The organism is Candidatus Avedoeria danica, from assembly GCA_016703025.1.
GTDB classification, from domain to species: domain Bacteria; phylum Chloroflexota; class Anaerolineae; order Epilineales; family Epilineaceae; genus Avedoeria; species Avedoeria danica.
Genome location: JADJCV010000003.1, coordinates 317,842 through 339,659, shown reverse-complemented (window position 1 = coordinate 339,659; position 21,818 = coordinate 317,842). Strand labels below are relative to the sequence as shown.

General features: G+C 72.0%; 18 protein-coding genes. 8 read left to right on the top strand and 10 right to left on the bottom strand.

All coding sequences use genetic code 11. From position 1 onward, the window contains the following. The first annotated feature begins 35 nt into the window (after window positions 1-35). Window positions 36-722: an HAD-IA family hydrolase gene (locus IPG72_03190; protein MBK6768033.1), complete on the top strand. Its 687-nt coding sequence runs from the start codon at window positions 36-38 to the stop codon at window positions 720-722. Next, window positions 719-1,888, top strand: a complete 1,170-nt coding sequence (locus tag IPG72_03185) for an HRDC domain-containing protein (GenBank protein MBK6768032.1) — start codon at window positions 719-721, stop codon at window positions 1,886-1,888. Before IPG72_03190 ends, IPG72_03185 begins: the two co-directional genes overlap by 4 nt. Here the strand turns inward: IPG72_03185 and IPG72_03180 are convergent. Both IPG72_03180 and IPG72_03175 read right to left on the bottom strand, forming a co-directional pair. Next, window positions 1,845-3,173, bottom strand: coding sequence for an AI-2E family transporter (locus IPG72_03180; protein MBK6768031.1), 1,329 nt, complete (start codon window positions 3,171-3,173; stop codon window positions 1,845-1,847). The genes IPG72_03185 and IPG72_03180 overlap by 44 nt on opposite strands. Window positions 3,174-3,389: 216 nt before the next feature. Continuing rightward, window positions 3,390-4,199, bottom strand: a complete 810-nt coding sequence (locus tag IPG72_03175; protein MBK6768030.1) for an alpha/beta fold hydrolase — start codon at window positions 4,197-4,199, stop codon at window positions 3,390-3,392. A gap of 308 nt (window positions 4,200-4,507) precedes the next feature. Between IPG72_03175 and IPG72_03170 the strand changes: the two genes are divergently transcribed. The 3 genes from IPG72_03170 to IPG72_03160 all read left to right on the top strand — a co-directional run bounded on the left by IPG72_03170 (window position 4,508) and on the right by IPG72_03160 (window position 7,832). Next, entirely contained in the window at window positions 4,508-4,792 is a 285-nt protein-coding gene (locus IPG72_03170; GenBank protein MBK6768029.1) for a hypothetical protein, read from the top strand. A gap of 40 nt (window positions 4,793-4,832) precedes the next feature. Beyond that, entirely contained in the window at window positions 4,833-6,617 is a 1,785-nt protein-coding gene (locus tag IPG72_03165) for a DEAD/DEAH box helicase (protein MBK6768028.1), read from the top strand. 225 nt (window positions 6,618-6,842) lie between these two features. Then, on the top strand, window positions 6,843-7,832 hold the full coding sequence (locus tag IPG72_03160; protein MBK6768027.1) for an NAD-dependent epimerase/dehydratase family protein: 990 nt from the start codon (window positions 6,843-6,845) through the stop codon (window positions 7,830-7,832). A gap of 59 nt (window positions 7,833-7,891) precedes the next feature. On the opposite strand, the gene IPG72_03155 is transcribed toward IPG72_03160, so the two are convergent. Both IPG72_03155 and IPG72_03150 read right to left on the bottom strand, forming a co-directional pair. Further along, window positions 7,892-8,038, bottom strand: coding sequence for a hypothetical protein (locus IPG72_03155; protein ID MBK6768026.1), 147 nt, complete (start codon window positions 8,036-8,038; stop codon window positions 7,892-7,894). 286 nt (window positions 8,039-8,324) lie between these two features. Continuing rightward, window positions 8,325-8,816 (bottom strand): ferritin-like domain-containing protein, encoded by a 492-nt coding sequence (locus tag IPG72_03150; GenBank protein ID MBK6768025.1) that lies wholly within the window; start codon window positions 8,814-8,816, stop codon window positions 8,325-8,327. A gap of 369 nt (window positions 8,817-9,185) precedes the next feature. Here IPG72_03150 and IPG72_03145 point away from each other — a divergent pair, with 369 nt between their 5' ends. After that, window positions 9,186-10,079: a hypothetical protein gene (locus IPG72_03145; GenBank protein ID MBK6768024.1), complete on the top strand. Its 894-nt coding sequence runs from the start codon at window positions 9,186-9,188 to the stop codon at window positions 10,077-10,079. Window positions 10,080-10,356: 277 nt separating this feature from the next. On the opposite strand, the gene IPG72_03140 is transcribed toward IPG72_03145, so the two are convergent. The 3 genes from IPG72_03140 to IPG72_03130 all read right to left on the bottom strand — a co-directional run bounded on the left by IPG72_03140 (window position 10,357) and on the right by IPG72_03130 (window position 12,911). Next, window positions 10,357-12,072 (bottom strand): PD40 domain-containing protein, encoded by a 1,716-nt coding sequence (locus IPG72_03140; protein ID MBK6768023.1) that lies wholly within the window; start codon window positions 12,070-12,072, stop codon window positions 10,357-10,359. Between the two features lie 97 nt (window positions 12,073-12,169). Next, on the bottom strand, window positions 12,170-12,439 hold the full coding sequence (locus tag IPG72_03135; protein MBK6768022.1) for a GlsB/YeaQ/YmgE family stress response membrane protein: 270 nt from the start codon (window positions 12,437-12,439) through the stop codon (window positions 12,170-12,172). A gap of 40 nt (window positions 12,440-12,479) precedes the next feature. Continuing rightward, window positions 12,480-12,911: a CsbD family protein gene (locus IPG72_03130; GenBank protein MBK6768021.1), complete on the bottom strand. Its 432-nt coding sequence runs from the start codon at window positions 12,909-12,911 to the stop codon at window positions 12,480-12,482. A gap of 248 nt (window positions 12,912-13,159) precedes the next feature. On the opposite strand from IPG72_03130, the gene IPG72_03125 reads away from it, so the two are divergent. After that, window positions 13,160-13,990 carry a hypothetical protein gene (locus IPG72_03125; protein ID MBK6768020.1) on the top strand — a complete coding sequence of 277 codons (831 nt, stop codon included), beginning with the start codon at window positions 13,160-13,162 and terminating at the stop codon, window positions 13,988-13,990. Window positions 13,991-14,010: 20 nt separating this feature from the next. Here IPG72_03125 and IPG72_03120 read toward each other — a convergent pair whose 3' ends face one another. Next, complete coding sequence (locus IPG72_03120; GenBank protein MBK6768019.1) at window positions 14,011-16,230, bottom strand: ABC-F family ATP-binding cassette domain-containing protein; 2,220 nt, start codon at window positions 16,228-16,230, stop codon at window positions 14,011-14,013. 199 nt (window positions 16,231-16,429) lie between these two features. On the opposite strand from IPG72_03120, the gene IPG72_03115 reads away from it, so the two are divergent. After that, window positions 16,430-17,776 (top strand): VWA domain-containing protein, encoded by a 1,347-nt coding sequence (locus IPG72_03115; GenBank protein MBK6768018.1) that lies wholly within the window; start codon window positions 16,430-16,432, stop codon window positions 17,774-17,776. Between the two features lie 75 nt (window positions 17,777-17,851). Here the strand turns inward: IPG72_03115 and IPG72_03110 are convergent, their stop codons facing one another. Continuing rightward, the gene (locus IPG72_03110; protein ID MBK6768017.1) at window positions 17,852-20,983 is read right to left on the bottom strand and encodes a heme-binding domain-containing protein; all 3,132 of its coding nucleotides are present in this window, start codon (window positions 20,981-20,983) and stop codon (window positions 17,852-17,854) included. A 54-nt stretch (window positions 20,984-21,037) separates the two neighbouring features. After that, window positions 21,038-21,736 (bottom strand): AmmeMemoRadiSam system protein B, encoded by a 699-nt coding sequence (amrB, locus tag IPG72_03105; GenBank protein MBK6768016.1) that lies wholly within the window; start codon window positions 21,734-21,736, stop codon window positions 21,038-21,040. Window positions 21,737-21,818 lie beyond the last annotated feature (82 nt).

Below are 21,818 nucleotides of genomic sequence, written 5' to 3'. Positions count from 1 at the left end.
CATATACTCCCGCGTCCGTCCGTGCAGGAGGTCCGATGTCCGCGTCCAGCCGCCCTGATCGCCCCGAACGCCCGCTGGCTGTGCTGTTCGACGTGGAGGGCGTCATCGCCCATCCCGACGACGACGCGCTGGCGCACGGCTTCGCGACGCTGTGGCCCGGACTGCGGCGCGACGAAGTCGAGGCGGCGCGCGACGGTGCGGCGCTGTACCCGCTGTGGGAGCGCTACTCCATCGGCGCGATCGACGGCCGATCGTACTGGCGGGCCGTCATCGAGTCCCTCGGCCGCACGGCGGACGATGGCCGGCTCGATGCGCTGGCGGAGCTGCTGTCGCGCGCCTGGTGGGCCGAAATCGATCCCGAGATCCTCGCGCTCGTCGACGCGCTCCGGGCGGCGCCGGCGCCGGATGGACCGATGAAGGTCGGGCTCCTGTCGAACAGCTGCGCGGACCACGACACCGCCCTGGCCTCATTCGCACCGCGCTTCGACGCCGCGTGCTTCTCGCATCGCGTCGGCCGCCGCAAGCCCGACGCGGCGGCCTATCTCGGCGCCGCAGCGGCGTTGGGCGTTGCGCCGGAGCGCATCCTGTTCGTCGATGACCGGGTGCGCAACACCGCCGCCGCCGAGCGCGCCGGGATGGCGACGGTCGTCTTCACCACCGTTGCCGCGCTGCGCGAGGCGCTCATGGCGCACGGCCTGCTGGACGCGGCGCGCGTGCCGTGACCGAAGCGTCGGCGGCGGTGCTGGTCAACACGCAGGCGGCATGGGCGGCGGCCAGGCCGCGGATTGCCGCGGCCGATCGATTGGCGCTCGACCTCGAGGCCGACGGTTTCCACCGCTACCCCGAGCAGACGGCGCTCCTTCAGCTGGCGCTGCCCGACGGCTCCGTCCTCCTCCTCGATCCGCTGGCGCTGCCTGACCTCGACGCCCTCGGCGCCGCGCTGGCCGATCCGGCGGTGCCGATCGTCGTCCACTCGTCGTCCTACGACGTCCGCGCGCTGGACCGGGACTTCGACTTCCACATCCGCGGCTTGGTGGACACTTCGATCGCCGCGCAGCTGACCGGCAACGCGCATCTCGGCCTCGGCAACGTGCTCCTGGAGGTGCTCGGGGTCGATCTGCCCAAGCCCAAGCGGCTCCAGCGCTTCGATTGGTCGCGCCGTCCGCTGCCGGACGAGGCGCTGGACTACGCCGCCGGCGACGTGATCCACTTGCTGGCCCTGGCCGACGCGCTCACGGCCCGCCTCGCCGCGCTCGGCCGGCTGGCCTGGCTGGACGAGGAATGCCGGCGCGCCGAGTCGGCTCGGCACGAGCCGCCCGCACCGCCCGCCGAAGCGTTCTGGCGCGTGCGCGGCGCGCGCGAGCTGACGCCGCCGGCGCGGGCGGTGCTGCGCGAGCTCGTGGTCTACCGCGACACCGAGGCGCTGCGTGTCGGCCGGCCGCCCCACCACGTGCTCTCCAACGAGGCGTTGATTGCGATCGCCAGCCGGCCGGACGAGCGCCTCGAGCGCATCGGGGGCGTGGGCGCCGCGGTGCGCGGGGCGGCGCGCGAGCGGCTCCGGGCGGCGATCCAACGCGGGCGTGACGCCGGACCGGTGCACTGGCCGCGGCGGACGGCGACGAACCCGTGGACGCCGGCGGCGCGCGAGCGGCTTCTCGAGCTCAAGACGTGGCGCAAGGGCGAGGCCGAGCGCCTCGGCCTCGATCCCGGGATCATCTGGCCGATGGGCCACCTGGAGCGACTGGCCCTGTACCCCGCCGCACCGCTGGCCGACTTGGACGATCCGGACGCGCCAGGCGTGCGGCGGTGGCAGTGGGCCGAGCTCGGCGCGTCGCTGGACGCGTTCAGGTGCGCGCGGGCGTGGCAGGCGGTTCAGGCGGCGGGCTGACCGGGGGCGGAGCGGTGGTCGCCGGAGCGGTGGCTGCCTGAGCGGCCTCGGACGAGGCGACGTCGGAGGGTGACCCGCCGTCGGCATCGGACAGATCGAGCTGGTGCTTGAACTCGAGCGCGTAGATCTCGAGCAGCGCCATGAGCAGCGCGGCGACGATCGGCCCGATGATGAAGCCGAACAGGCCGTACACCGCGATCCCGCCCAGCGTCGAGAAGAAGACGAGCAGGTCGTGCATCCGCGCGCGCTTGCCGACGAGCCGCGGGCGGATGAGGTTGTCCAGGTTGGTGATGACGACGGCCGTCATGAACAGCACGACGGTGCCGCGCAACACCTCGCCCTGCGAGTAGAGCACGATGGCATGCGGGTAGAGGATGATCCACGTGCCGAGCACCGGGATCATCGCCAGGAAGACCATGACGACGCCCCAGAGCACCGGCGCCGGCGCACCGACCGCCCACAGCGTCAGCGCGCCGAGGCTGCCCTGCACGAGGCCGACGATGAACGAGCCGCGGAGCGTGGCGCGCGACACCGAGATCAGGCGGTCGACGAACATCTGCTCGTAGCGCTTGTCCAGCGGGCTGAGGTACATCACGCGCTGCAGGATCGTCTCGCCGTCCCTGAAAAAGTAGAACATCGTGAACAACGCGATGACGAGGTTCAGCGCCAGCGCCAACGCCCCGGCGCCGGTGAAGCTGATGATCGATGTGGCGGTGCTGCCGGCGCTGCTGAGGAGCTGTCGGATCTGATCGCCCTGAATGAGCTGATCCAACGGGACGTTCTTCAGCCAGCCGAAGAACGGCAGGCGCCCCAACGGACTGCCCTCACCCCCCGCCACGACGGCCTGCAGCCAGCCGGACGTCCGTTCGATGAACCCGACGACGCCGCTTTCGGCGCCCGCGAAGAGGGACCGCGCTTCGGTGGTGATCAGCGCGGCCACGAGGTAGATCGGGATGATCGCAAGGACGATGACGGTGAGTGTCGACAGAAGCGCGGCGATGCCGGCACGGTTGCGCGTGATCCGCAACCACTCCCTGTGCATCGGATAGCCGAGGCTGGCGAAAACCGCCGCGACGACGATCGGCACCAGGAAGATGTCGACGATGTGGTAGAACGTGTAGGCGACGACCAACACGAGCACGATGAGCCATATCCGCTCGATCCGCTCGGTGGACAGGACGACGAGCCCACGGCGCGGCGACTTGGGAAGCGCACGCGCCACGGCCTCGACGCCGTCATCTGCGCCGGGCACGGTGGTCTGGATTGGGGCGGTCGGGTCGGCCATCGCGCACCCCTTTTGTCGAGCCTGTTGTCGAGCCTGTCTTCGCACCCCGCTGACGAACCCGCTCACGAACCCGCAGCCGGGCCTGCCGAACCCTCGTACACCACCATTGGACACGCTCGGGGTTGCCACCAGAGTGGGGATCCCGGAGACTCTGCAGCGGTGGTGAACCAGCCGGTGCGATCCGACCGCTTCATCGCGCTGCGTTCCATCCTGTCCCTACGGCAACGTCGACAGGAAATCCAGCAGCGCGTCGTTGAACAGGTCCGGCTGTTCCAAGTTCAGCAGGTGCCCGGCCCCCTCGATCAGGACGAGCTCGGCGCCGGGGATGCCCGCCTTGAGCTTCTCGCCCTCGGCCGGCGGCATCAGCTGGTCGTCGGCGCCGTGCAGAACCAGCGTCGGGACACCGATCTTGGCCAGCGTCGGCGTCGAGTCGATGCGGTCGCGCATCGCCTCGAGCGCGCCGACCACACCCTCGACGCTCCCGGACGTCATGATCTCGCGCACTTCGGCCACGAGCTCCGGGTCGTCCGCCACGGTCTGCGGCGCGAACATCTTGGGCAGGATGGCGCTGGCGATCGCCTCGACACCGTCGTCGCGCGCGATCTGCGCGTTCTTGTCGCGCCCGGCCTTGCCCTCGTCCGTGTCGGCGCCGGCCTTCGTGGCGGCCAGGACGAGCGCGGAGACGCGGTCCGGGTGCAGGCGAAAGAGCTCGAGCGCGACGTAGCCGCCCATCGAGAGGCCGCACACGACGACCGGATCCTCGAGGCCGAGCTCGTCGAGGAGCGCAACGCAGTCCTCGGCGTAGTCGGTCATCGTCACGGCGCCGCCCGGCGTGCCGGACTCGCCGCAGCCGCGGAGGTCGGGGGCGATGCCCCAGACCGTCCCGGCCAGGCCCTCGAGCTGCGGAACCCACATCTGGCTGGAGAGCGGGTAGCCGTGGATGAAGAGGACGACGTGCTCGGGGAAGTTGTCGGCATACGACAGGAAGATGCGCGGCTCGCTGCCATTATCGCTTGCGGTGTCCATGGATGGGCTCCCGTGGGTTGCGTTCGGATCGGTCGTGCGGTCGGATTCCGGCGGCTGTCGGATCGGCCTGCCTTGGATCGCCGGACGACGCGCTTGGCGTGCGGATGCGGCGGTCACGGACGGCGGGCCGGGTGAGAGTATAACGCAAGTCCGCGCCGACCTCGCCGGGCGGACGACGACCCCGTTCACCGTCTTGACACCGGCCGCCGTCGCCCCCTATCCTCACCGCCCGGCCGCGCGGTCGACCGCCTTCCGCCCGCCCGCGCCGTCCGGGTGCGCCTCGCCAGGTCTCGAGGAGGTTGTCCGCCATGGCCGCCAGCCTGATCGCCTCGCCCGGTGCGTCATCGCCTTCGGCTGAGCCCCCCGCCGCGCGCACCGCCGGGCCGGCGTCCGTCGATCCGGCCGCCCCGCCCGCCGAGCCGCCCGAGGACGGCGAGGCGGACGACGAGGATGACGACGACGATGAGGCTTGGGACGACGACCTCGAGGAGTGGGACGAAGAGGAAGACGACTGGGACGACGAGGAAGACGAGGGCTGGGCCGACGACGACGACGAAGCGTGGGAAGACGACGAGGAAGAACCCGAGGCCTGACGACGTCGTCGCGCCGCTGGACCGCTTCGCCGCCGTCCCGGTGCCGCTGCCGCGCTCGGACTACCGCTACCCCGTCGGCTACCAGCAGGACGCCGTCGCGCGCATCCTTTCCCAGCTCACCCGCTACCGCGGTGCGCTCCTCATCGCATCGACCGGCCTCGGCAAGACCGTCATCGCCACCGAGGCGGCGCGCCTCCTGCGGCGCACCGGCGCGGTCGACCGCGTCCTGGTCATCGCCCCGAACGCCGTGCGCCGCGAGTGGGCATCCCACCTCGAGGCCGCGCGGCTGCCGTTCGAGAGCGCGAACCACGCCGCGCTCGACGCCTCCCCGGACCGCAGCGCCGGCACGCGCACGCTCCTGACGGCGCTGGACGCCCTCCAGCCGCGCACGCTCCTCGTCATCGACGAGTGCCACCTCCTGCGCAACCGCGGCCGCCGCTCGACGGGCGGGCGGGATGAGCGGAGCGACTTCGGCAGCCGGGACGACCGGGACGATGTCGGCGGCCGGGAGCGGGTAGCGTTCGCGCGCCTCGTGCCCGCCATCGCCCGGAGCGGCTGCCGCGTGCTCCTCATGACGGCCACGCCGTTCTCGCGCGGCCTCGCCAACCTGAACACGCAGCTCACGCTCCTCCCTCGGACCGCCCCGAGCCGCGCCCTGATGCCCGAATGGGTGCCCGACGCCCGGGCGTGGCACGTCAGCACCGAGGCGGACATCGCGCACCTGCCCGTGATCACGGTCCTCACGACGCCGAGCGTCGCCCGCGTGTACGGCGAGCACGACGAGGGCGGCACGTTCGTCCGGTTCGGCCTGAAGCGCCGCTACTTCCCGCGCCTGCACCTCCACCGCCGCAACACGCCCATCGTCGCCGGTCCGGCGATCGCCGCGGCGCTGGACGCCGGCGCCTTCGGCCTGGAGGGCTCGTCGTCGGGGATCGAGCGCACCGTCCGGCTGTCGCTGACGAGCTCGCCGTGGGCGCTGGCGGAGTGCGTCGCCAAGACGCTGGCGACGCCGGGGCCGGGCGGCTTCGCGCGCGCGCGCTTCGCGCAGACCGCCGAGGAGCGCGCCGCGGCGCTGGCCGGCCTCGTCGGCGCCCTGCGGTCGCTCCGGCCGGCCGATGACCCCAAGCTGGCGCGGCTCCTGGCGCTGCTGGACGATCGCTGCGCGGCGAGCGGGAAGGCCGTCGTGTTCGTCGAGCGGCTGGCGTCGGCGGCCTACCTTGAGGCGGCGCTGGCGGCGCTGCGGCCGGGGCTGCGGGTCGGGTGCACGGTCGTCGGGGCGGGACGGGCGGACCTGGCGGGACGGGCGCAAGCGTCGTCGACGTCGACGTCGACGGGCGATGGCCCGGCGGCACCGCAGGCGCCGCCGGCGATGGCGCCGATGCCCGCGCGGTTCCGGCAGCGGCCGATCGGCGAGGTGCGCGCGATGGTGGCGGCATTCGCGCCGGTGGCGAACGGGGTTCGAGCGGCCGGCGCCGATGCCCTCGACGTGCTGATCACGACGGATGCCTGGGGAGTCGGCGTGAACCTCCAGGACGCGGCGACGGTGATCAGCTACGACCTGGCGTGGACGCCGATCGAGCTGACGCAGCGGGCCGGGCGAATCCTTCGCCTGTGGTCCGAGCCCCGGACGGTCGAGATCCACGCCTTCGTGCCGCAGCTGGGCGCGCCGACGATGGACGCGCCGTTCCGGAAGCTGTGGGCCGTCGCCCGGCGCTGGGAGACGTTGGTGGCGCGGCACGACATGGCGCTGCGCCTCGGGGAGCTGCCGACGCTGGCGGTGGACGAGGTGGTGGGGGAGATCGAGCTCGAGCGACTGGCGGGATGATGGGGGACGGGTGCCGGAATCGAGGAATCGGCAACTGCTTTGCGGTGGCGCGTGTGCTTGCCGTACCATTCGCGGCCGCCTGAGGGGCGGCGACCAACGCCAAGGGGCCGATCGAGGCCTGGGGAGATGTGACCCGTGAGCAAGGGCGACAAGAACCTGCAATCGACGGCCGGCGCACCGCGCACCGTCCTCATCACCGGCGGGGCCGGATTCCTCGGGATCAACATGGTCCGCCACATGCTGGCGAACGGGGTACGCGTCGTCTCTCTGGACATCGCGGACTTCGACTACCCCGAGCGGCACCGGATCACGGCCGTCACCGGCGACATCCGGCACCGATCGACGGTCGACGCGTGCATGGCCGGCATCGACGCGGTCATCCACACCGCTGCGGCGCTGCCGCTCTACACGCCGCAGGACATCTACACGACGGACATCGACGGCCTGCGCAACGTGCTCGAGAGCGCGCTGGCGCACGGCGTGCCGCGGGTGGTCCATGTCTCGTCCACGGCCGTTTACGGAATCCCGGATCACCACCCGCTGAAGGAGGACGACACGCTGCACGGGGTCGGGCCGTACGGCGAGTCGAAGGTCATCGCCGAGCAGATGTGCGTGGACATGCGGTCCAAGGGCCTCGTCGTCCCGATCATCCGTCCGAAGTCGTTCGTCGGCCCGGAGCGCCTCGGCGTCTTCGCCCTGTTCTACGACTGGGCCAAGGACGGCCACAACTTCCCGCTGCTCGGCGACGGCACGAACCGCTACCAGCTCCTGGACGTCGAGGACCTGTGCGACGCGATCTGGCTGTGCTGCACGCTGCCGGACGACGTGGTGGACGACGTGTTCAACATCGGCGCGAAGGAGTTCGCGACGATGAAGGAGGACTACCAAGCGGTCCTCGACGCCGCCGGCTTCGGCAAGCGGATCGTTCCACTGCCCGCGGCGCCGGCGATCTGGACGCTGCGGATCCTCGAGCGCCTCGGCGTCTCGCCGCTCTACAAGTGGGTGTACGAGACGGCGTCCAAGGACTCGTTCGTCAGCATCGAGAAGGCCGAGCGCGTGCTGGGCTGGCGCCCGCGGTACTCGAACCAGGACGCGTTGCTGCGGAACTACCGGTGGTACCTGGACAACCTCGCGGCGTTCGAGGGCGCCAGCGGGGTGAGCCACCGGGTGCCGTGGAAGCAAGGGGTGTTGGGGGTGGCGAAGAAGGTGTTCTAGGGGGCGCGACGCTCGAAAGCGCCGCGCCCTTTGCCGCGCCGTTGCGGGAAGAAGTCAGGTTATGTGATCGGTGCCTCGTACGGATCCTGCGGACCGTCGGGCAGCCCAGGATCGGTGGGGTCGTGCGGCTGCTGCGGGTTGTTCGGCACGTACTCGGGCGGCCGAGTCGTCGGCGGGACGTGCGGCTGGCCCTCGGTGCCGGGCACCGGCGCAGTCGGCTGTGGCGGGGTGGGCTGCGGCGGGGTCGTCGCGGGGTGAGGAACCGGATTTGGAGACGGCGGAACCCCGGCGGGATTGGGCGAGGGGGTCGGCGCAGCGGGGGGCATCGGAGAACCTGGGGAAGCCGAAGAAACTGGAGCGGTCGGGGGGACGGGGGAGGTCGGGGGGACGGGGAAGGTGGGGGTCGTCACGGGAGGTCTCCTTGTGTGGCGCGCACGCTGTGTGCGCACGCTTCAAGAGGCGAGGCGAACGGTTCGTGGACGGGCGGCCGACCTATGCCGGGACGCGCGGGTTGATCGTCGTGTGGGCCAGGCGGGTCAGCAGATGGTCTGTCTGGCCCTCCTCGTCGAGCGTCTGCTGGAGCAGCTGGACGCCGGCATCCAGGCCGAGCATCCGGGCGTACGTCCGAGCGCAGCCGTACCCGGCCATCTCGTAGTGCTCGACGCGCTGTGCGGCACCGATCAGCGCCGCGTCGAGGATCTCCGATGGCGCCGCTTCCTTCAGCAGCGACTCGCCTTCCGCCAGGAGCCCCGCCATGCCCTTGCACTTCTCGCCGGACGGCTTGGCACCGACCAATTCGAACACCTGCTCGAGGCGATCTCGGTGCACATGGGTCTGAGCGTGATGGTGATCGAACGCTTTGGTCAGTTCGGCGGATTGCGCCGCCTTGGACAGCTTGGGAAGCGCGTCGAGGATCTGCAGCTCAGCACTGTGAAGATCGTTCAGTTCCTTGACGAAGAGGTCGTGGATGTTGTTGAGGGCCATCGGTCCTGTCTCCTTGGCGCTTTGGGATGAAGTTGCGTTCGTGACGCGCGATCGCAAAGGGCGCCGAGCCGCGCGTCGAACCATCTCCGGCTGGCCTCGCTCTACGAGCGACGCTTGCGCCGTTATCTGCCGACGGTCCGCCAGCCCAGCGATGTGAGCGGTGATTTGATGCTTGTCGCGCGTCGCAATCAAGATAACCGCTCTCCGCACAACCGCAATCGGCCGACGGCGACATGCGCCGTAGGACACCGCCGACGGGCCGTCGGCGCGGGTCCTACGACGGGTCACGGGTCCTACGACGGGTGGTCCTACGAGGAGACGCGACGCACCAAGCCGACGCCCCCCGGCGGCATCGTATACAGTTGCCGCATGAACCGTAGCTCCGTGGTCACCCGTGCCGCCGCCGCACTCCTGGTCACAACGACGATGTCCGCCCGCTTGCCGACCGCGCGTACGCCGCCCATCGCCATGGCACAGGCGGACGGTGCCGCGCCCGGGCGCATCCTGAAGTACCGTCACCACCTCCCGGCCGTGTTCCACGCGCCCGCGTCGCCTCCGGCCGCGCCGACGTCGCCGCCGGCACCCACCGGCTGCCCGCTCCTGCCGACGCCGTCGTTCGCCTCGCTGCCGTTGTCGGGTCCACCGCTGCACGCCCTGGGTGACGCGCATCCGGACCTCGACTTGGCCATGCGCGGCTGGGTGCAGGTGGTGCCGGAGTCCGTGGTTGGCGGGGCCGGGCTGGTGGACTACGCCGGCGCGACGGACGGGAAAGCGCCGCAGCTGTCCGGCCTTGCGCCGGCCCAGTTCGCGCCGGCGCGACTCACGTTCAGCGGCCTATACCGCGTGCACGACTGGGATTGGACCACGAACCGCCGTGGTGGCCCTCTCACCGTATGGCCGGTATCGCTCGTCGCCGTGACCGTGCCGGCGGGCCAAGCGCTCCACGTGCCGGACAGCGGATACGAAATCGGCCAGGGCTTCGAGGTCCTCGTCATCCACGCCGCGGACGGTCGCGTCACCCTGAGCTACACGCGCTCCGACAACGTCGCGCGCGGCTACGTCCTCCACGTGACCGGCGTGTGCGTCGAGCCGCGCCTGCTGGCGCTCTACGGCCACCTCAACGCAGCCGGGCGCGCCCGGCTGCCGGCCTTGCGCGCAGGCGACGCGTTCGGCACGGCCGCGGACGCCGTTCGTGTGGCGATCCGGGACACCGGCACGTTCATGGACCCGCGGTCGCGCAAGGACTGGTGGCGCGGCCACTGACGGCTTCGGACGGTAAGCGAAGCGCGCTTGGCGGGCCGGCGCCGTGGCCCCGGCGACCGTGCCCAGCTCCCTTACCGGTTCAGGATCACGTGCGCGCCCGGCTCGTGGCGGCAGAAGCGCTGCGTCGCATGGACGATCGATGCCGCGTCCGGGTGGGCGCGCACAATGCCGAGCGGTTCGTGGCCGAGTCTGTGCGTATCGAACACAGGCTGCAGGAGGCGGGGATGGGCGAACCCATCCCCGCCTCCCGCCCTTCGCGCTCGATCGCGACCCAAGGTCACGGCGTCGTGTTCAGACCCCACATGTGCACGGCGTACGGCAGGAAGATCTGCCTACGCACCACACCCGGCGTCGCCGGCGTGTTCGTCGGCGCGCCCTTGGTCGGCGTAGCGCTCACACCGGTCGTCGGCGTCTCCTCGGGCGTCGGCGTCAGGTTGGCGAACGTCGGCACCGGGGGGACGGTCGGGGTGACGCCCGGCACGGTTGGCTCCGGCGGCGGGATGGTCGGGAACGGCGGCGGCGTCGGCGGCGTCGGCAGGGGCGTCATCGTGGCGGTGGCGCCGGGCATCGGCGTCGGCAAGCCACCGAGCGCCGTGCTCGACCAGTCAGGTTCGACGCCGCTGGTAATCGGTCCCGAGACGTCGCCGCCGACGGCCGGCACGCTGTACATCGCCCAGCGCGGCGGCGAGTCCTGATGCCGGGCGGTGAAGACGAGCGTCCGGCTGTCCGGCGACCACGCCGGCCGTCGCAGCTCCCATGTCGGATGGCGGGCGACCGTGCCGACGATCCCGGTGACGAGGTCGGCCAGCCAGATATCGTGCAGCGTCGGGCCGAACTGGTTGAGGCCGGCAGAGAAAGCGATGTAGCGTCCGTCAGGGGACCAGCGCGGATCGATGTCGTCCCAGCCGGGGTGCGCCAGCAGCCGGCGCGCGCCGGTGCCGTCCGCGTTGGCCACGTACAGCTCGCCGCCGGACCCGCCGTCCACGGTGAACGCAATCCGTGCCCCGTCCGGCGACCACGTCGGGTTGCCGACCGTGCCGCCGCCGGACAGGCGGACGATCGGACGAAAGCCCGTGCCGTCCGTCGCCACGACGGCCAGCTCGGCGGAGAGGATCGCGCCGCCGATGCGCGTGACGTGCGTGAAGAGGATGGACGATCCGTCCGGGCGCCAGTCCGGCTCGAAGTCGTCGGGGCCGGTCGTCAGCTGCCGGCGTGCGCCGGTGGCCACGTCCAGCACCCAGATGCCCCAGGCCGTCGGCACGGCCGCGCCGAGGGACGTCGCGGTGTACGCCACATGTTGGCGATCGGGCGACCAGCTCGGCTGCGCCTCGGCCATATCCGCCGTGTTCGTCAGCTGCCGCCGACCCGCGCCGGAGGGCTGGACCGCGTACAGATCCGTCTGGCCCTGCAGGATGCCGGTGGCGGTGTCGTCGAAGACGATCTCCCCGGCCTCGGCCGGCGATGTCGGGATGGGGGGCGGGGGCGGCGTCGGCCACGGGATCGTCGGGATCGGGCCGGTCGGTGTCGGGCCGGTGGGCGTCGGCAACGGGGCGGTGGGCGTCACGCCGGTTGGGGTCGACCACGTGCCGGTCGGTGTCGGCGTCGGCGTCCCCGCGAAGGGCAGGACGACGACGGTGCCGGTCATGCCCGGGTGATACATGCAGTGATAGCCGTACGTGCCCGGCGACAGGAAGCGGATGCTGAACGTCGAGCCGGTGACGAGGCCCCAGCTCCAGTAGCCGTTGTCGCTCGTCGTCGAGTGCGGGTGGACGCCCATGTTGCGCCACCGCACCGCCGAGCCGACGGTGATCGTCACGACGCGCGGCTCGAATCGATCGTCGAACGCAGTGACGTCCGTGTAGTCGATCTGCTGCTCGGCGTCGGCGACGCTCGTGATCGGGGCCACCACCGCCGCGTGCGACGGGGGAGGGGTGTACGCCAGTGTGACCGCCGCCGTGAGGGCGATCAGGCCGGCCAGGAAACGTTTGATCATCCGAACCTCCAAGTGGCGCGCGGGTCGGCCATGAGGGCATGTCCGTGCGTAAAGTGCGATCGAAGCGGACCTCCGAAGCGCGGCGGCGAATCTGCGCTCAGCGAACCGTGCCGCGGCGCACCAGGTTGACGACCCCGAGCAGGACGACCGCGCCGGCCAGCGACACGAGCATCGCGCCGAGGCTGAACGCCCCCTGGTTGATCGTGGGGACACCGAAGATCGGGCTCAGGAGCTGCCCGGCCAGGAACGCGCCGACGATGCCGACGATCACGTTCAGGAGGATGCCCTGCTGGTTGTCCGTGTGCATGACTTTGCTGGCGAGCCACCCGAGGACGCCGCCGACGACGATCCAGGCGATGAAGTTCACGTTCGTTCTCCTTGTCGCAGGTTGTGATGGGGCACTGGTTCTAACCCGGTCTCTGCAATCGACCGCTTATCGTCCATGATCTCTTCTGGGGTTTCTTCCGGTCTAGAACTCCCGGCGCAGTTCGCGCACGTCGATCTGCGCCTCGTCCCGAATGCGCGCCTCGGCGGGGGGTGAGCAGCGGGTGGTCGGGGTCGTACGGCGCATCCCCGTCCGTCGGCGGCTCGATCACATCCGCCGAGGCGTCCACGTGATCGTCGGCGTTCATCACCGCAATGCTGAGCCGCGTCGTGAACGCGAGCCATGCCTGGTCGGCCTGATCGCGCGTGTAGCCGTAGCGCTTCTGAATGGCACCGACGAGGTGGTCGGCGTTGCCCTCGGCCATCACGATGTCGTCGTCCGTCACTTTGTCGAACGCTTCCTTCACCTGGCCCGTGAACGCGTTCCAATCGCCCTTGAAAGGATGGATGAACACCGCACGACTCCTGTGCCTGGGTTGCGGACATGCGCCCCTTGGCGCGGGCGGACGGCATCGCTGCAGTGCCGATGGACGGCGCGGCAATGTGGCGCTCAAGATAACGGGACCGGCACCAAACCGCTATCGGCCGGCGGCCGCACTGCCCGTGGGACTCGTCTGACGAGGTGTCGGTGCTTGTCCTACCCGGGCGCCGCGGCGCACCGCAAACCGTTGCGTCGTGGCTCGCCATCCATTAGGCTTGCGGCATGACCCGCCAGCGCGATGCGTCCGCCGAGCCGTTCCCACCCGCCGACGGTTCCGTCGACCGACCGAACGTGCGGTCGCGCCCGGGCACGGGTGTTTGGCTGTTTGCGTTGGCGCTCGGCTCCGCGGCCGTCTTCACGCGGCGGTCGGCGCCCGAGCCGTCGTTCACAGGCACTGACGACGCCGCCGTGCAGATCGCTGAGTTGACGCACCACGTCGCACGCGAGGGTGCGCCGACGCGCGTCATCCAGGTCGACCTGGACGCACACCCCAAGGTCTCGCAGTTCGACGACATCGACGCCTCCCCGTCCGGCTACGGCCGCACCGCGTGCGGCCCGATCGCCGCGGCCGTCGCCCTCGGCGGGCACGACTGGCCGGCGCTCCTCGCCGAGATCACGGCCGCCGCCGGCGACCGCTACGGTGTGAGCACCGGGATCCAGCCGTCGCCTTACGCCGCCGCGCTGCGCCGCGTCTTCGGCCGTTGGGCCGTTCGCCCGATCGACCGCATGACGCTCGGCCGGCTCTACTACGCCGTGTCGAGCGACGCGGTCGTCATCGTCGACATCAAGGTCAACGACGTCACCGGCCTGCCGTCGGGCGAACCGCCGCACTACGCCCACTTCGCGCGTGTGCTCGGCATCGACTTGGACGAGGGCAGGGTCTACATCGACAACACGTTGCACGGCCCGTCGTACTGGACCGTCGACCTCGAGACGTTCGTCGCGGCCTGGCGCCACCCAGAGACGAGCGCCTCGCTCAGGCTTGACCCCGACCACGCCGAGCCGGTGGACCGATGGGCGGTGCTCATCGATCCCATCGTGCGGTTGCGGTGATCGTGCGGCATCGCACGCGCCTACGCGCCGTCCAACTCCGCCGCTGCCGCCTCCCACTCCGCCATCCGCGCCTCGACCTCCGCCTCCGCCGCCGCCATCGCCGTCGTCGCCTCGCGGATCCCGTCGACGTCGCCCGCCTCGCTCGCCCGCTGGACGGCCTCGGCGTGGAACGCGGCGCGCGCCTCGGCGCCGGCGATCGCATCCTCGAGGGCGGCGACGTGGTCCGCCAGGCGGCGGAGCTCGTTCTTGCTGCGCGGCGGCGGTCCGGCCGTGGCGGCGCGCCGGATCCCGTCGACGAGGGCGGCATCGCGGTCCGCGGCGGTGGCGTTGCGGCCGCCGGCCGGCGCGGCGCGGTCGGTGGAAGCGCGCGACGCGGGCGGTCCGGCGGCGCGCGAGGCGCCGCGGCCGTTCGACCCCGCACCGGCCGAGCCTGCGCCGGCCGCCTGGCCTGCCTGGCTCGCCTGGCGTGCCTGACGCGCCTGCCAGTCGGCGTACGTGCCCTCGTGAACCGTCAGGCGGCCGTCCGTCACCCACCACAGCATCGTCGCCAGTCGATCGACGAGATAGCGGTCGTGCGTGACGAGGAGCACCGTGCCGGCGAAGCCGTTCACGACGTCCTCGAGGACCTCCTGGGCCTGGATGTCCAGGTGGTTCGTCGGCTCGTCCAGCACGAGGAGGTTGGCGCCCTGCAGCGCCAGCACGGCCAGCGCCAGCCGGCCGCGCTCGCCGCCGGAGAGGGCGCTGACCTTCTTGAAGACGTCGTCCTCCCGGAAGAGGAAGCCGGCCAGGTAGTTGCGCGCCTCGCCGGGCGAGAACTGCGAGCGGTTGAGCACGGTGTCGATCACGGTGTCGTCGTCCGACAGGTCGTCGCGCGCCTGCGCGAAGTAGCCGACGACGATGCTGTCGCCGACCTTCAGATCGCCCGCCAGTGGCTGCAGCTGGCCGAGGACGGTCTTGAGGAGCGTCGTCTTGCCGGCGCCGTTCGGGCCGAGGACGCCGACGCGCGCGCCGCGGCGCAGCTCGAGGTCGGGCAGCGTGACGAGCGGCGCGTCGGGGTAGCCGACGACGAGGTCGCGGCTCCGCATGACGATGTCCGGCCCGCGCGGCCCGGCCTTGATCTTCAGGTGCATCCGCTCGAGCGCCCCCGACGGCTCGCGCAGCTGCCCGACACGCATCGCGACGTAGTCGACGTTCATCGACGAGCGGCCGAGGAGGAGATCGCCCGTGGCCTGCGCCCAGCCCTTGGCGTCGATCGCCGCCGCCATCTCGATCCCGCCGGCATGCAGCGCCTCGACCTCGCGGCCGAGTCGCCTGAGCCGCCCGATCGCCTGCGCCGTGTTCTGGCTGTCGATGAAGCGCTTGATGTAGTCGATCTCCTTCTCGAAGCGCTCCTTGACGGCCTTGTACTGCTTGCGCCGCAGCTCCCAGCGCGCCTCGCGCTGCTGGACGTAGGCGCTGTAATTGCCGCGGTACGTCTCCATCCCGCCCCGGCCGAGCTCCCAGATGTGCCCGACGACGCGGTCGAGGAAGAACCGGTCATGGCTGACGACGACGACCGCGCCCGGCCAGCCGCCGAGCATCCCCTCCAGCCACTCGATCGCACGGATGTCCAGGTGGTTCGTCGGCTCGTCGAGGATGAGGAGGTCGGGCGCCTCGAGCAGGAGCCGGGCGAGGAGCGCCCGCGTCTTCTGACCGCCGGACAGCTGGGCGAGGGGCTGCTGCCACGTGCTCTCGCCGAAGCCGAGCCCGAGGAGGACGTGCCGGATACGCTGCGGGTACGTGTAGCCCCCCGCCAGCTCGAACGCCGCCTGCAGCCGCCCGTAGCGCTCCACGAGCGCGGCACCAGCGGTCGCGTCGCCCGACGTATCGCCCGACGCATCGCCCGACGAACTCGCATGTGCGTCGGCCATCGCGTGCTCGAGCTCGGCCAACTGCGCCTCGTCCGCCCGGAGCGCGGCGAACGGCGCGAGCATCTCGTCGTACAGCACGCCGCCCCGGTCGCCGAAGGCGGCCATTGCCTCCTGCTTGAGGTAGCCGATCCGCGCCCCCTTGGCGACGGCGATGCTGCCGGCGCTGGGCGACATCTCGCCGGCCAGGATGAGCAGCAGCGTCGTCTTGCCGATCCCGTTCGGCCCGACGAGGCCGATCCGGGCGCCGTGGGGCACGCTGACGGTGACGCCGCCGAAGAGGTCGTCGGCGCCGAAACGCATGGCCAGGCCGTTGGCGGAGAGGAGGGACATGGGGGAATGGTACACGAGGGGGGGTGGCGCGGGGGGTGCGGCCTATGGCCCCCTCCCGACCCCTCCCCCAAGTTTGGGGGAGGGGGAGGATGCTGGGCGGGGGAAGGGCAATTCGCAGGGATGAGGGTTGTCCGCGGGCGGGGTCGCGGGTTGTTGTATAGGGTGGATTGCGCCCGCACGACCCTCGCTGGAGCCCACGATGCACCGCCGATTGCCCGTTCTCGCTCTCGCCGCCGCTGTGATCACGCTGACACTTGCCATCGCGGCGCTGCACGCGGCCTCCGCCCCCGTCGTCCACGCCCGTCGCGTCGAGCCGACGGCGACGCCGCCGAGCGTGACGACGTCGAAACGGTGCCGGGTTGAGACGGACCGGGAAGTGGGTGCGGCGCGGATCGGGTTGTCGGAAACCGTTTCGGTGACGTTGACCGTCCGTGGGTGCACCGCAGGGGTGTTCCCGCTGCACGTCGTGTTCGTGGTCGATAACCACTTGGGCGAGAACGACGATGTGCGCGCGGTACGCAGCGCCATCGACGACGTCGTAGCCAAGTTGGATATGCCCGCCAATCCATCCACCAAAGTCGCCGTCATTGGCTTCGGAGCCACCGTCCGAACGCTGACCGGGCTGACGAACGACGACCAACGGGTCCGCAGCGCGGTCCGCCGCGCGCGAGGGGCGTCGGGAGATGCGGTCGACCGCGGCCTGGACACTGCCCGGCGCGAGCTCGCGCGCGGGCGGAGAGGGCACGACCCGTACACGATTCGCGGGATGATCATCTTGTTTTCAAGCGCCGCCTGGGCGGCCGGCCGGGATGGCAGTTGCAGCGCGGCCCTGTCCGCCGCCGGCCGAGCCAAGTCCGAAGGCATCCTCGTCCTCAGCGTACTGTCCGGTCCGCCGTCGAGCGGCGGCGTGCCGTGCATGCAACGTATCGCCACGTCGCCCGTCTACTACTTCGATTCGCGCCAACTCGATCCGCTGACCAAGTACTTCGACCCTGTTCGACGGCAAGTCGCCGGCGACGCCTCGCTGCCGGTCAACCTCGTCATCACCGACACCATCGCCCCCGCCTTTGACGTCGATCCGCCGACCGTCGACCCGTCGCCAAGCGTCACGTCGCCCGACGGCCGCACGCTGCGCTGGCAGCTGCCGGCGACGATCACGTACCCCGCCGCCGCCATCACCGTCACCTACCGCCTCCGCCCCACCGCCATCGGCCTCTGGCCCGTCAGCCTCGGTGCCACCGCCGCCTTCACGGACGCGCGCGCCGCCCGCGGCACCGTCGCTTTCCCGCCCGCCAGCATCGAGGTCGTCGACCCCGCCTTCACCGACGCCCGCATCTGCCCCGCCACCCGCTCCCCCGTACCGCCCGACGTTATCGCCGCCGCCCTCGCCCATCCCGAGCGCGTGTCCGGCTGGGGACTGCGCTGCAGCACGAACCAGCCTGCAAGTCCAGCGAACCCGCTGCGCCAGAGCCTGCGGTTGGCCCGACCGGGGATGGCGTATCACCCGGTGGCCAACGGCGTCGTGTGGGCGTGCGGTTGCCGCTAGGCACGCCGTGGGCGGCGAGGCGAACGTCGGATGTGCGTCGCGCGGTTGGCACTGCCATGGCGAGCAACGGCCGGACTACTCCTGGACCGTCAAACTCGCCTTGAACCCTTCGACCAACGCCGTCACCTCGTCCTCCGTCAGCCGCGAGTCCGCGTGCATGAGCTTGTAGTCCGCCGTCGGCATGTTGCCGCGCTGGAGCGAGCGGCCCATCCGCTCGCCGAGGCTGGCGCGGCGGTCGGGGGCGAGCTTGTCGAGTTCGGAGAGGTTGAAGGCTTTGCGGCCGCTGCGGACGTGGCCGACCGTCAGCCAGTTCATCGGGGCCACGCGGGTGTACCATGGCCACGTGCCCTCGTTGCTGTGACAGTCCATGCACGTGCGGGCGACGAGATCGGCCGTCGTCGGCGAATCCCATACGGCGGCTTGCGTGGCGGGCGGGTTGTCGATCGGGAACCGGAACGGCTGCAACACGGCCAGGACGAGCGCCAGCAGCACGACGCCGGCGACGGCCGCGCCGCCGAACTCCGACCAGCCGCCCTGCGACACGGCCGCGTTGCGGGCCGTGATCGTCATGTCGCGCCGGGCGCGCCAGGCGGCGAAGGCGCTGAGCAGCGCCAGGACGGCGAAGACCGCCATCAGCCCGCCGCCGATCGCGTAGTTCCGCTTGGCGGTTGCCGCCATCGCCGCCTGTGCGGCCAGCTGCGCCGCCGGGGTCGCCGCACCGCCGGCACCGCCCGGAGGTCCGCCCGGCGCCGCGGCCGTCGCCTGGAGCACGATCGCGACGGCGGCGATCATCGCACCGGCCGCGACGACGGAGGCCAGCGTGCTGAGCATCTGGAAGGCGTTGGCCGCCCGGAGCGTCCGAGGCGTGACGAGCGCGCGCGCCGTCGTCGGGACGACGACGAGGATCGCGAGCAGCCCGAAGACGACCAGCCACGAGATGGCGAACGTGATGTCGCCGATCTCCTCGATCTCCATGAGCCCACCGACGGTGCCGATCTTGAAGTACGCACCGACGGAGCCGAGCGCCAGGAGCTTGAGCACCACGAGCGGCACGACGTTCGTCACCCGACGCACGAACCCACCGCCGCGCAGCGCCACCGGGACCGTCACCCACCCCGCGGCCACGATCGCCAGCGCCAGCGCCGCAAGGGCCGCCCAGCGGGCGATGTCCTGCGCCTGCGCCAACCCTTCGGCCTCGCCGAACAACCGGCCGATCGAACGGCTGACGACGCCGGTGCCGAAGAAGCAGCCCAGCATGAGGGCCGTCCAGAGCAGGCCCGACGACAAGCGCGATTGAACCTGACGCATCGAGATCTCCTGCGAAGTGCGTGGGCCGAGACATCGGCATGATGACGTGCGGACGTCGAGGGACGACCAACGCCGCAGTCTGGCCATAACACCGGACCAACCGCCGACGGGCAGCCATTTTGATTGACTCCGCAACCGTCTGCCAACTATCCGCCGATTCCCCCGCGACGGTCGAGTCGGCCCCGGACGCGCGCGTCGACGCCGCCGCGGCGATCCCGGTACCCCGCCCCAGTACCCCGCCGCTGGACGCGCTCGGGGCAGCCGCCAGAGCACGGAACCCGGAGACGCTCCGGTGGCGGTGTCGCCTGACCAACGGCAGCTGCACCCGGCCCGAACCGCCCGCGATCGTCTTGCGCCCCCCGGGCTGCGCATCCTGGCGCACGCACCGCTCGCCCTGCCGCGCATGCCGCGGGGCGGTTCGATCGGCGCCGGCACGTCCACGCCGACGCGGCAGCCCGCCGCCGCCTGCATGGCCGCTGGCATGAGCCACGGGTTGTGGACGAACGAGTCGGGCACCGCGGCCAGCGGCGGCAGCCAGGCGCGGACGTAGTGCCCGGCCGGATCGAGCGCCAGCGCCTGCCGGTCCGGGTTGTAGATCCGCGGCCCCGCGGCATCGAGCACGCCGGCGATCCGGCGGACGGTCGGCCACAGGAGCGCCGGATCGTAATCAAGGCACAGGCGCGCCAGCTGCCGGCCGACGACGGGCCACGGCAGCCCGAGGTCGTGGACGGCGTACGACGTCGTCACCGCCCGCAGCCGGTACGGCAGCCAGCCGATCGCCCGCAGCTGCGCCATTGCCGCGTCGATGAGCGGCCGCCCCGTCCGGCCCGCCGCCCACGCCTCGAGACGAGCGGACGGATCGCGCCCGTCGTCCACGGGCCCGCCCCCGCCGGTGCGCCCATCGTTCCCGCCGCCGGCGTCGTCGACCCCGCCGCCCGGCCCGTCGGCGTCCACCCCGGCGCCGACATCGGGTTCGAGGTCCGGGCGCACCGCGAAGCGCGCCAGCGCCGCTTCCCGCACGGCCATCGCGTCCCGGAACGCCCCCATCGACGCGCGCCAAGGCTCGGCCTCGGCGCCGTGCGCGGCTGCGCGATCCTGTCCCCGCCGCCGCGCCTGTTCCTGTTCCGCCGCGCGCAACGCCGCGTGGACCTCGGCCGTCGACAACGCGCCCCACGCCAGGTGCGCCCCGATCCGGGAGCACACGAGCGACGCCGCGGACGGATCGTCGGCCGCGCCGCCGTAGCCCTGGCCGCGCTGGGCGAGGAACGACGCCAGCAACTCGGCGCCGGCCCGCGCCCCGCCCGCCACGCGCCGCCGGCCGCTCTCGGTCAGCCACGCCAAGCCGTCCGCGTCGAGCGCACGGTCCGTCAGGCCGTCCGGCACCAGGCCGAGGGCTTCCGCCGTCGGCAGCTCGCCGGCGGCCACGCCGTCCGTCGCCGCGGCGCCGAGCCGGCTCGGCGCCGGGATCGTCGTGCGGCCCGGCGCAGGCTCCTCGGCCAGCACGCGCCAGCCGATGCCGCGCCCGGCTGCCCATGCGCCCACGTCCTCGTCGCGCGCCGCGGCCCGCCGCCCGGGTTCGGCCATCGCCCAGACGGCGCCCACGGTGAGATCGGCCCGTGCGACGTCGTCCGCCAGCGCATCGAGCACCGCGACCGGTCGGCCGACGCGGACGCGCAGCGGCTGTCCGAGCGCCCGCAGCGCCGCATCGACCTCGACCAGGCACTCCCGGACGAACATCCAGTGCCGCGTCCCGAACGTGGCCTCCGCCAGCCAAGCCGGATCGACGATGTAGAGCGGCAGCACCGGCCCGCGCCGCGCCGCGTCGTGCAGCGCCGCGTGGTCGGCGACGCGCAGGTCACGGCGGAGCCAGAGGATCTGGAGGGGAGGGGTGGGGGGCATGGTGGCCATTCTATGGGAAACGTGGCGATGCGGCGCCCAAGGCCGTCATCCCCTCTATCCTTCGCCCTGAATCCCGCCCCCCCAACACCCCACCACATACCCCGTCACCCCGCCCCCGGCCCACCCCGCCAACGCCGATGCGTCCGTCACCGCCAACGTCGTCCAGCGCGTCGCGCCGGCGCGCTCGGCCAACGCCATCGCCAGGCGCAGCGCGCCCCGCCCGTCCGCATGCGCGTCATCCCACCGCCCGACGGCAGCGACGTCCAACGCGGCCAGCGCGACGACGGCGGCGCGGCCATTCGCAGCCGTTTCGGCCGCCGAGAGGCCGTGCGCGAAGTCAACCGCGGCGACGACGTCCGTCGAAGGGTCCTCGATGTCGAGCGCCGCCGCCAGCGACCGCACGTCCGAAAGCGCCGCATTCGGCCGCACCGCCAGCGGCACGATCACCGCCCCCGGCGCCGCCGCGGCGACGAACGGCACGAGCCCGGCGATCGAGTGCTCCGTCGCAAGCAGATCGCCCGCCTCGACCGACGCACGCGACGCGACGAGCGCGGCCACCGTCGGGCCGTCGACGTTCACGACGAGGCCGTCCGGCAGCTGCCACGGCCGCGCGCTCGTCGCGGCCGTGGCGGAGCTGGCGCGCGCGTGATCGACGCCGATGAGGACGATGCGGCGCTTCGCGGCAACGCGCGAGGCCGCGGCAACGTCCGAGGCCGCGTGAACACCCGACGTCGCGGCGATGCCCGCAGTCACCGCCTGCGATGACGCGTGGCTGTCACCCAGCGCCGATCGCAGCCCCGCCGCGATGAGCGACCCGGCCAGATCGTGGTGCGGG

Bases quoted from the DNA above. Each gene is read 5' to 3' on its own strand.
- IPG72_03190 (MBK6768033.1), top strand. From the start codon at position 36: ATGTCCGCGTCCAGCCGCCCTGATCGCCCCGAACGCCCGCTGGCTGTG.
- IPG72_03180 (MBK6768031.1), bottom strand. From the start codon at position 3,173: ATGGCCGACCCGACCGCCCCAATCCAGACCACCGTGCCCGGCGCAGAT.
- IPG72_03175 (MBK6768030.1), bottom strand. From the start codon at position 4,199: ATGGACACCGCAAGCGATAATGGCAGCGAGCCGCGCATCTTCCTGTCG.
- IPG72_03170 (MBK6768029.1), top strand. From the start codon at position 4,508: ATGGCCGCCAGCCTGATCGCCTCGCCCGGTGCGTCATCGCCTTCGGCT.
- IPG72_03160 (MBK6768027.1), top strand. From the start codon at position 6,843: ATGGTCCGCCACATGCTGGCGAACGGGGTACGCGTCGTCTCTCTGGAC.
- IPG72_03150 (MBK6768025.1), bottom strand. From the start codon at position 8,816: ATGGCCCTCAACAACATCCACGACCTCTTCGTCAAGGAACTGAACGAT.
- IPG72_03145 (MBK6768024.1), top strand. From the start codon at position 9,186: ATGAACCGTAGCTCCGTGGTCACCCGTGCCGCCGCCGCACTCCTGGTC.
- IPG72_03140 (MBK6768023.1), bottom strand. From the start codon at position 12,072: ATGATCAAACGTTTCCTGGCCGGCCTGATCGCCCTCACGGCGGCGGTC.
- IPG72_03125 (MBK6768020.1), top strand. From the start codon at position 13,160: ATGACCCGCCAGCGCGATGCGTCCGCCGAGCCGTTCCCACCCGCCGAC.
- IPG72_03120 (MBK6768019.1), bottom strand. From the start codon at position 16,230: ATGTCCCTCCTCTCCGCCAACGGCCTGGCCATGCGTTTCGGCGCCGAC.
- IPG72_03115 (MBK6768018.1), top strand. From the start codon at position 16,430: ATGCACCGCCGATTGCCCGTTCTCGCTCTCGCCGCCGCTGTGATCACG.
- IPG72_03110 (MBK6768017.1), bottom strand. From the start codon at position 20,983: ATGCCCCCCACCCCTCCCCTCCAGATCCTCTGGCTCCGCCGTGACCTG.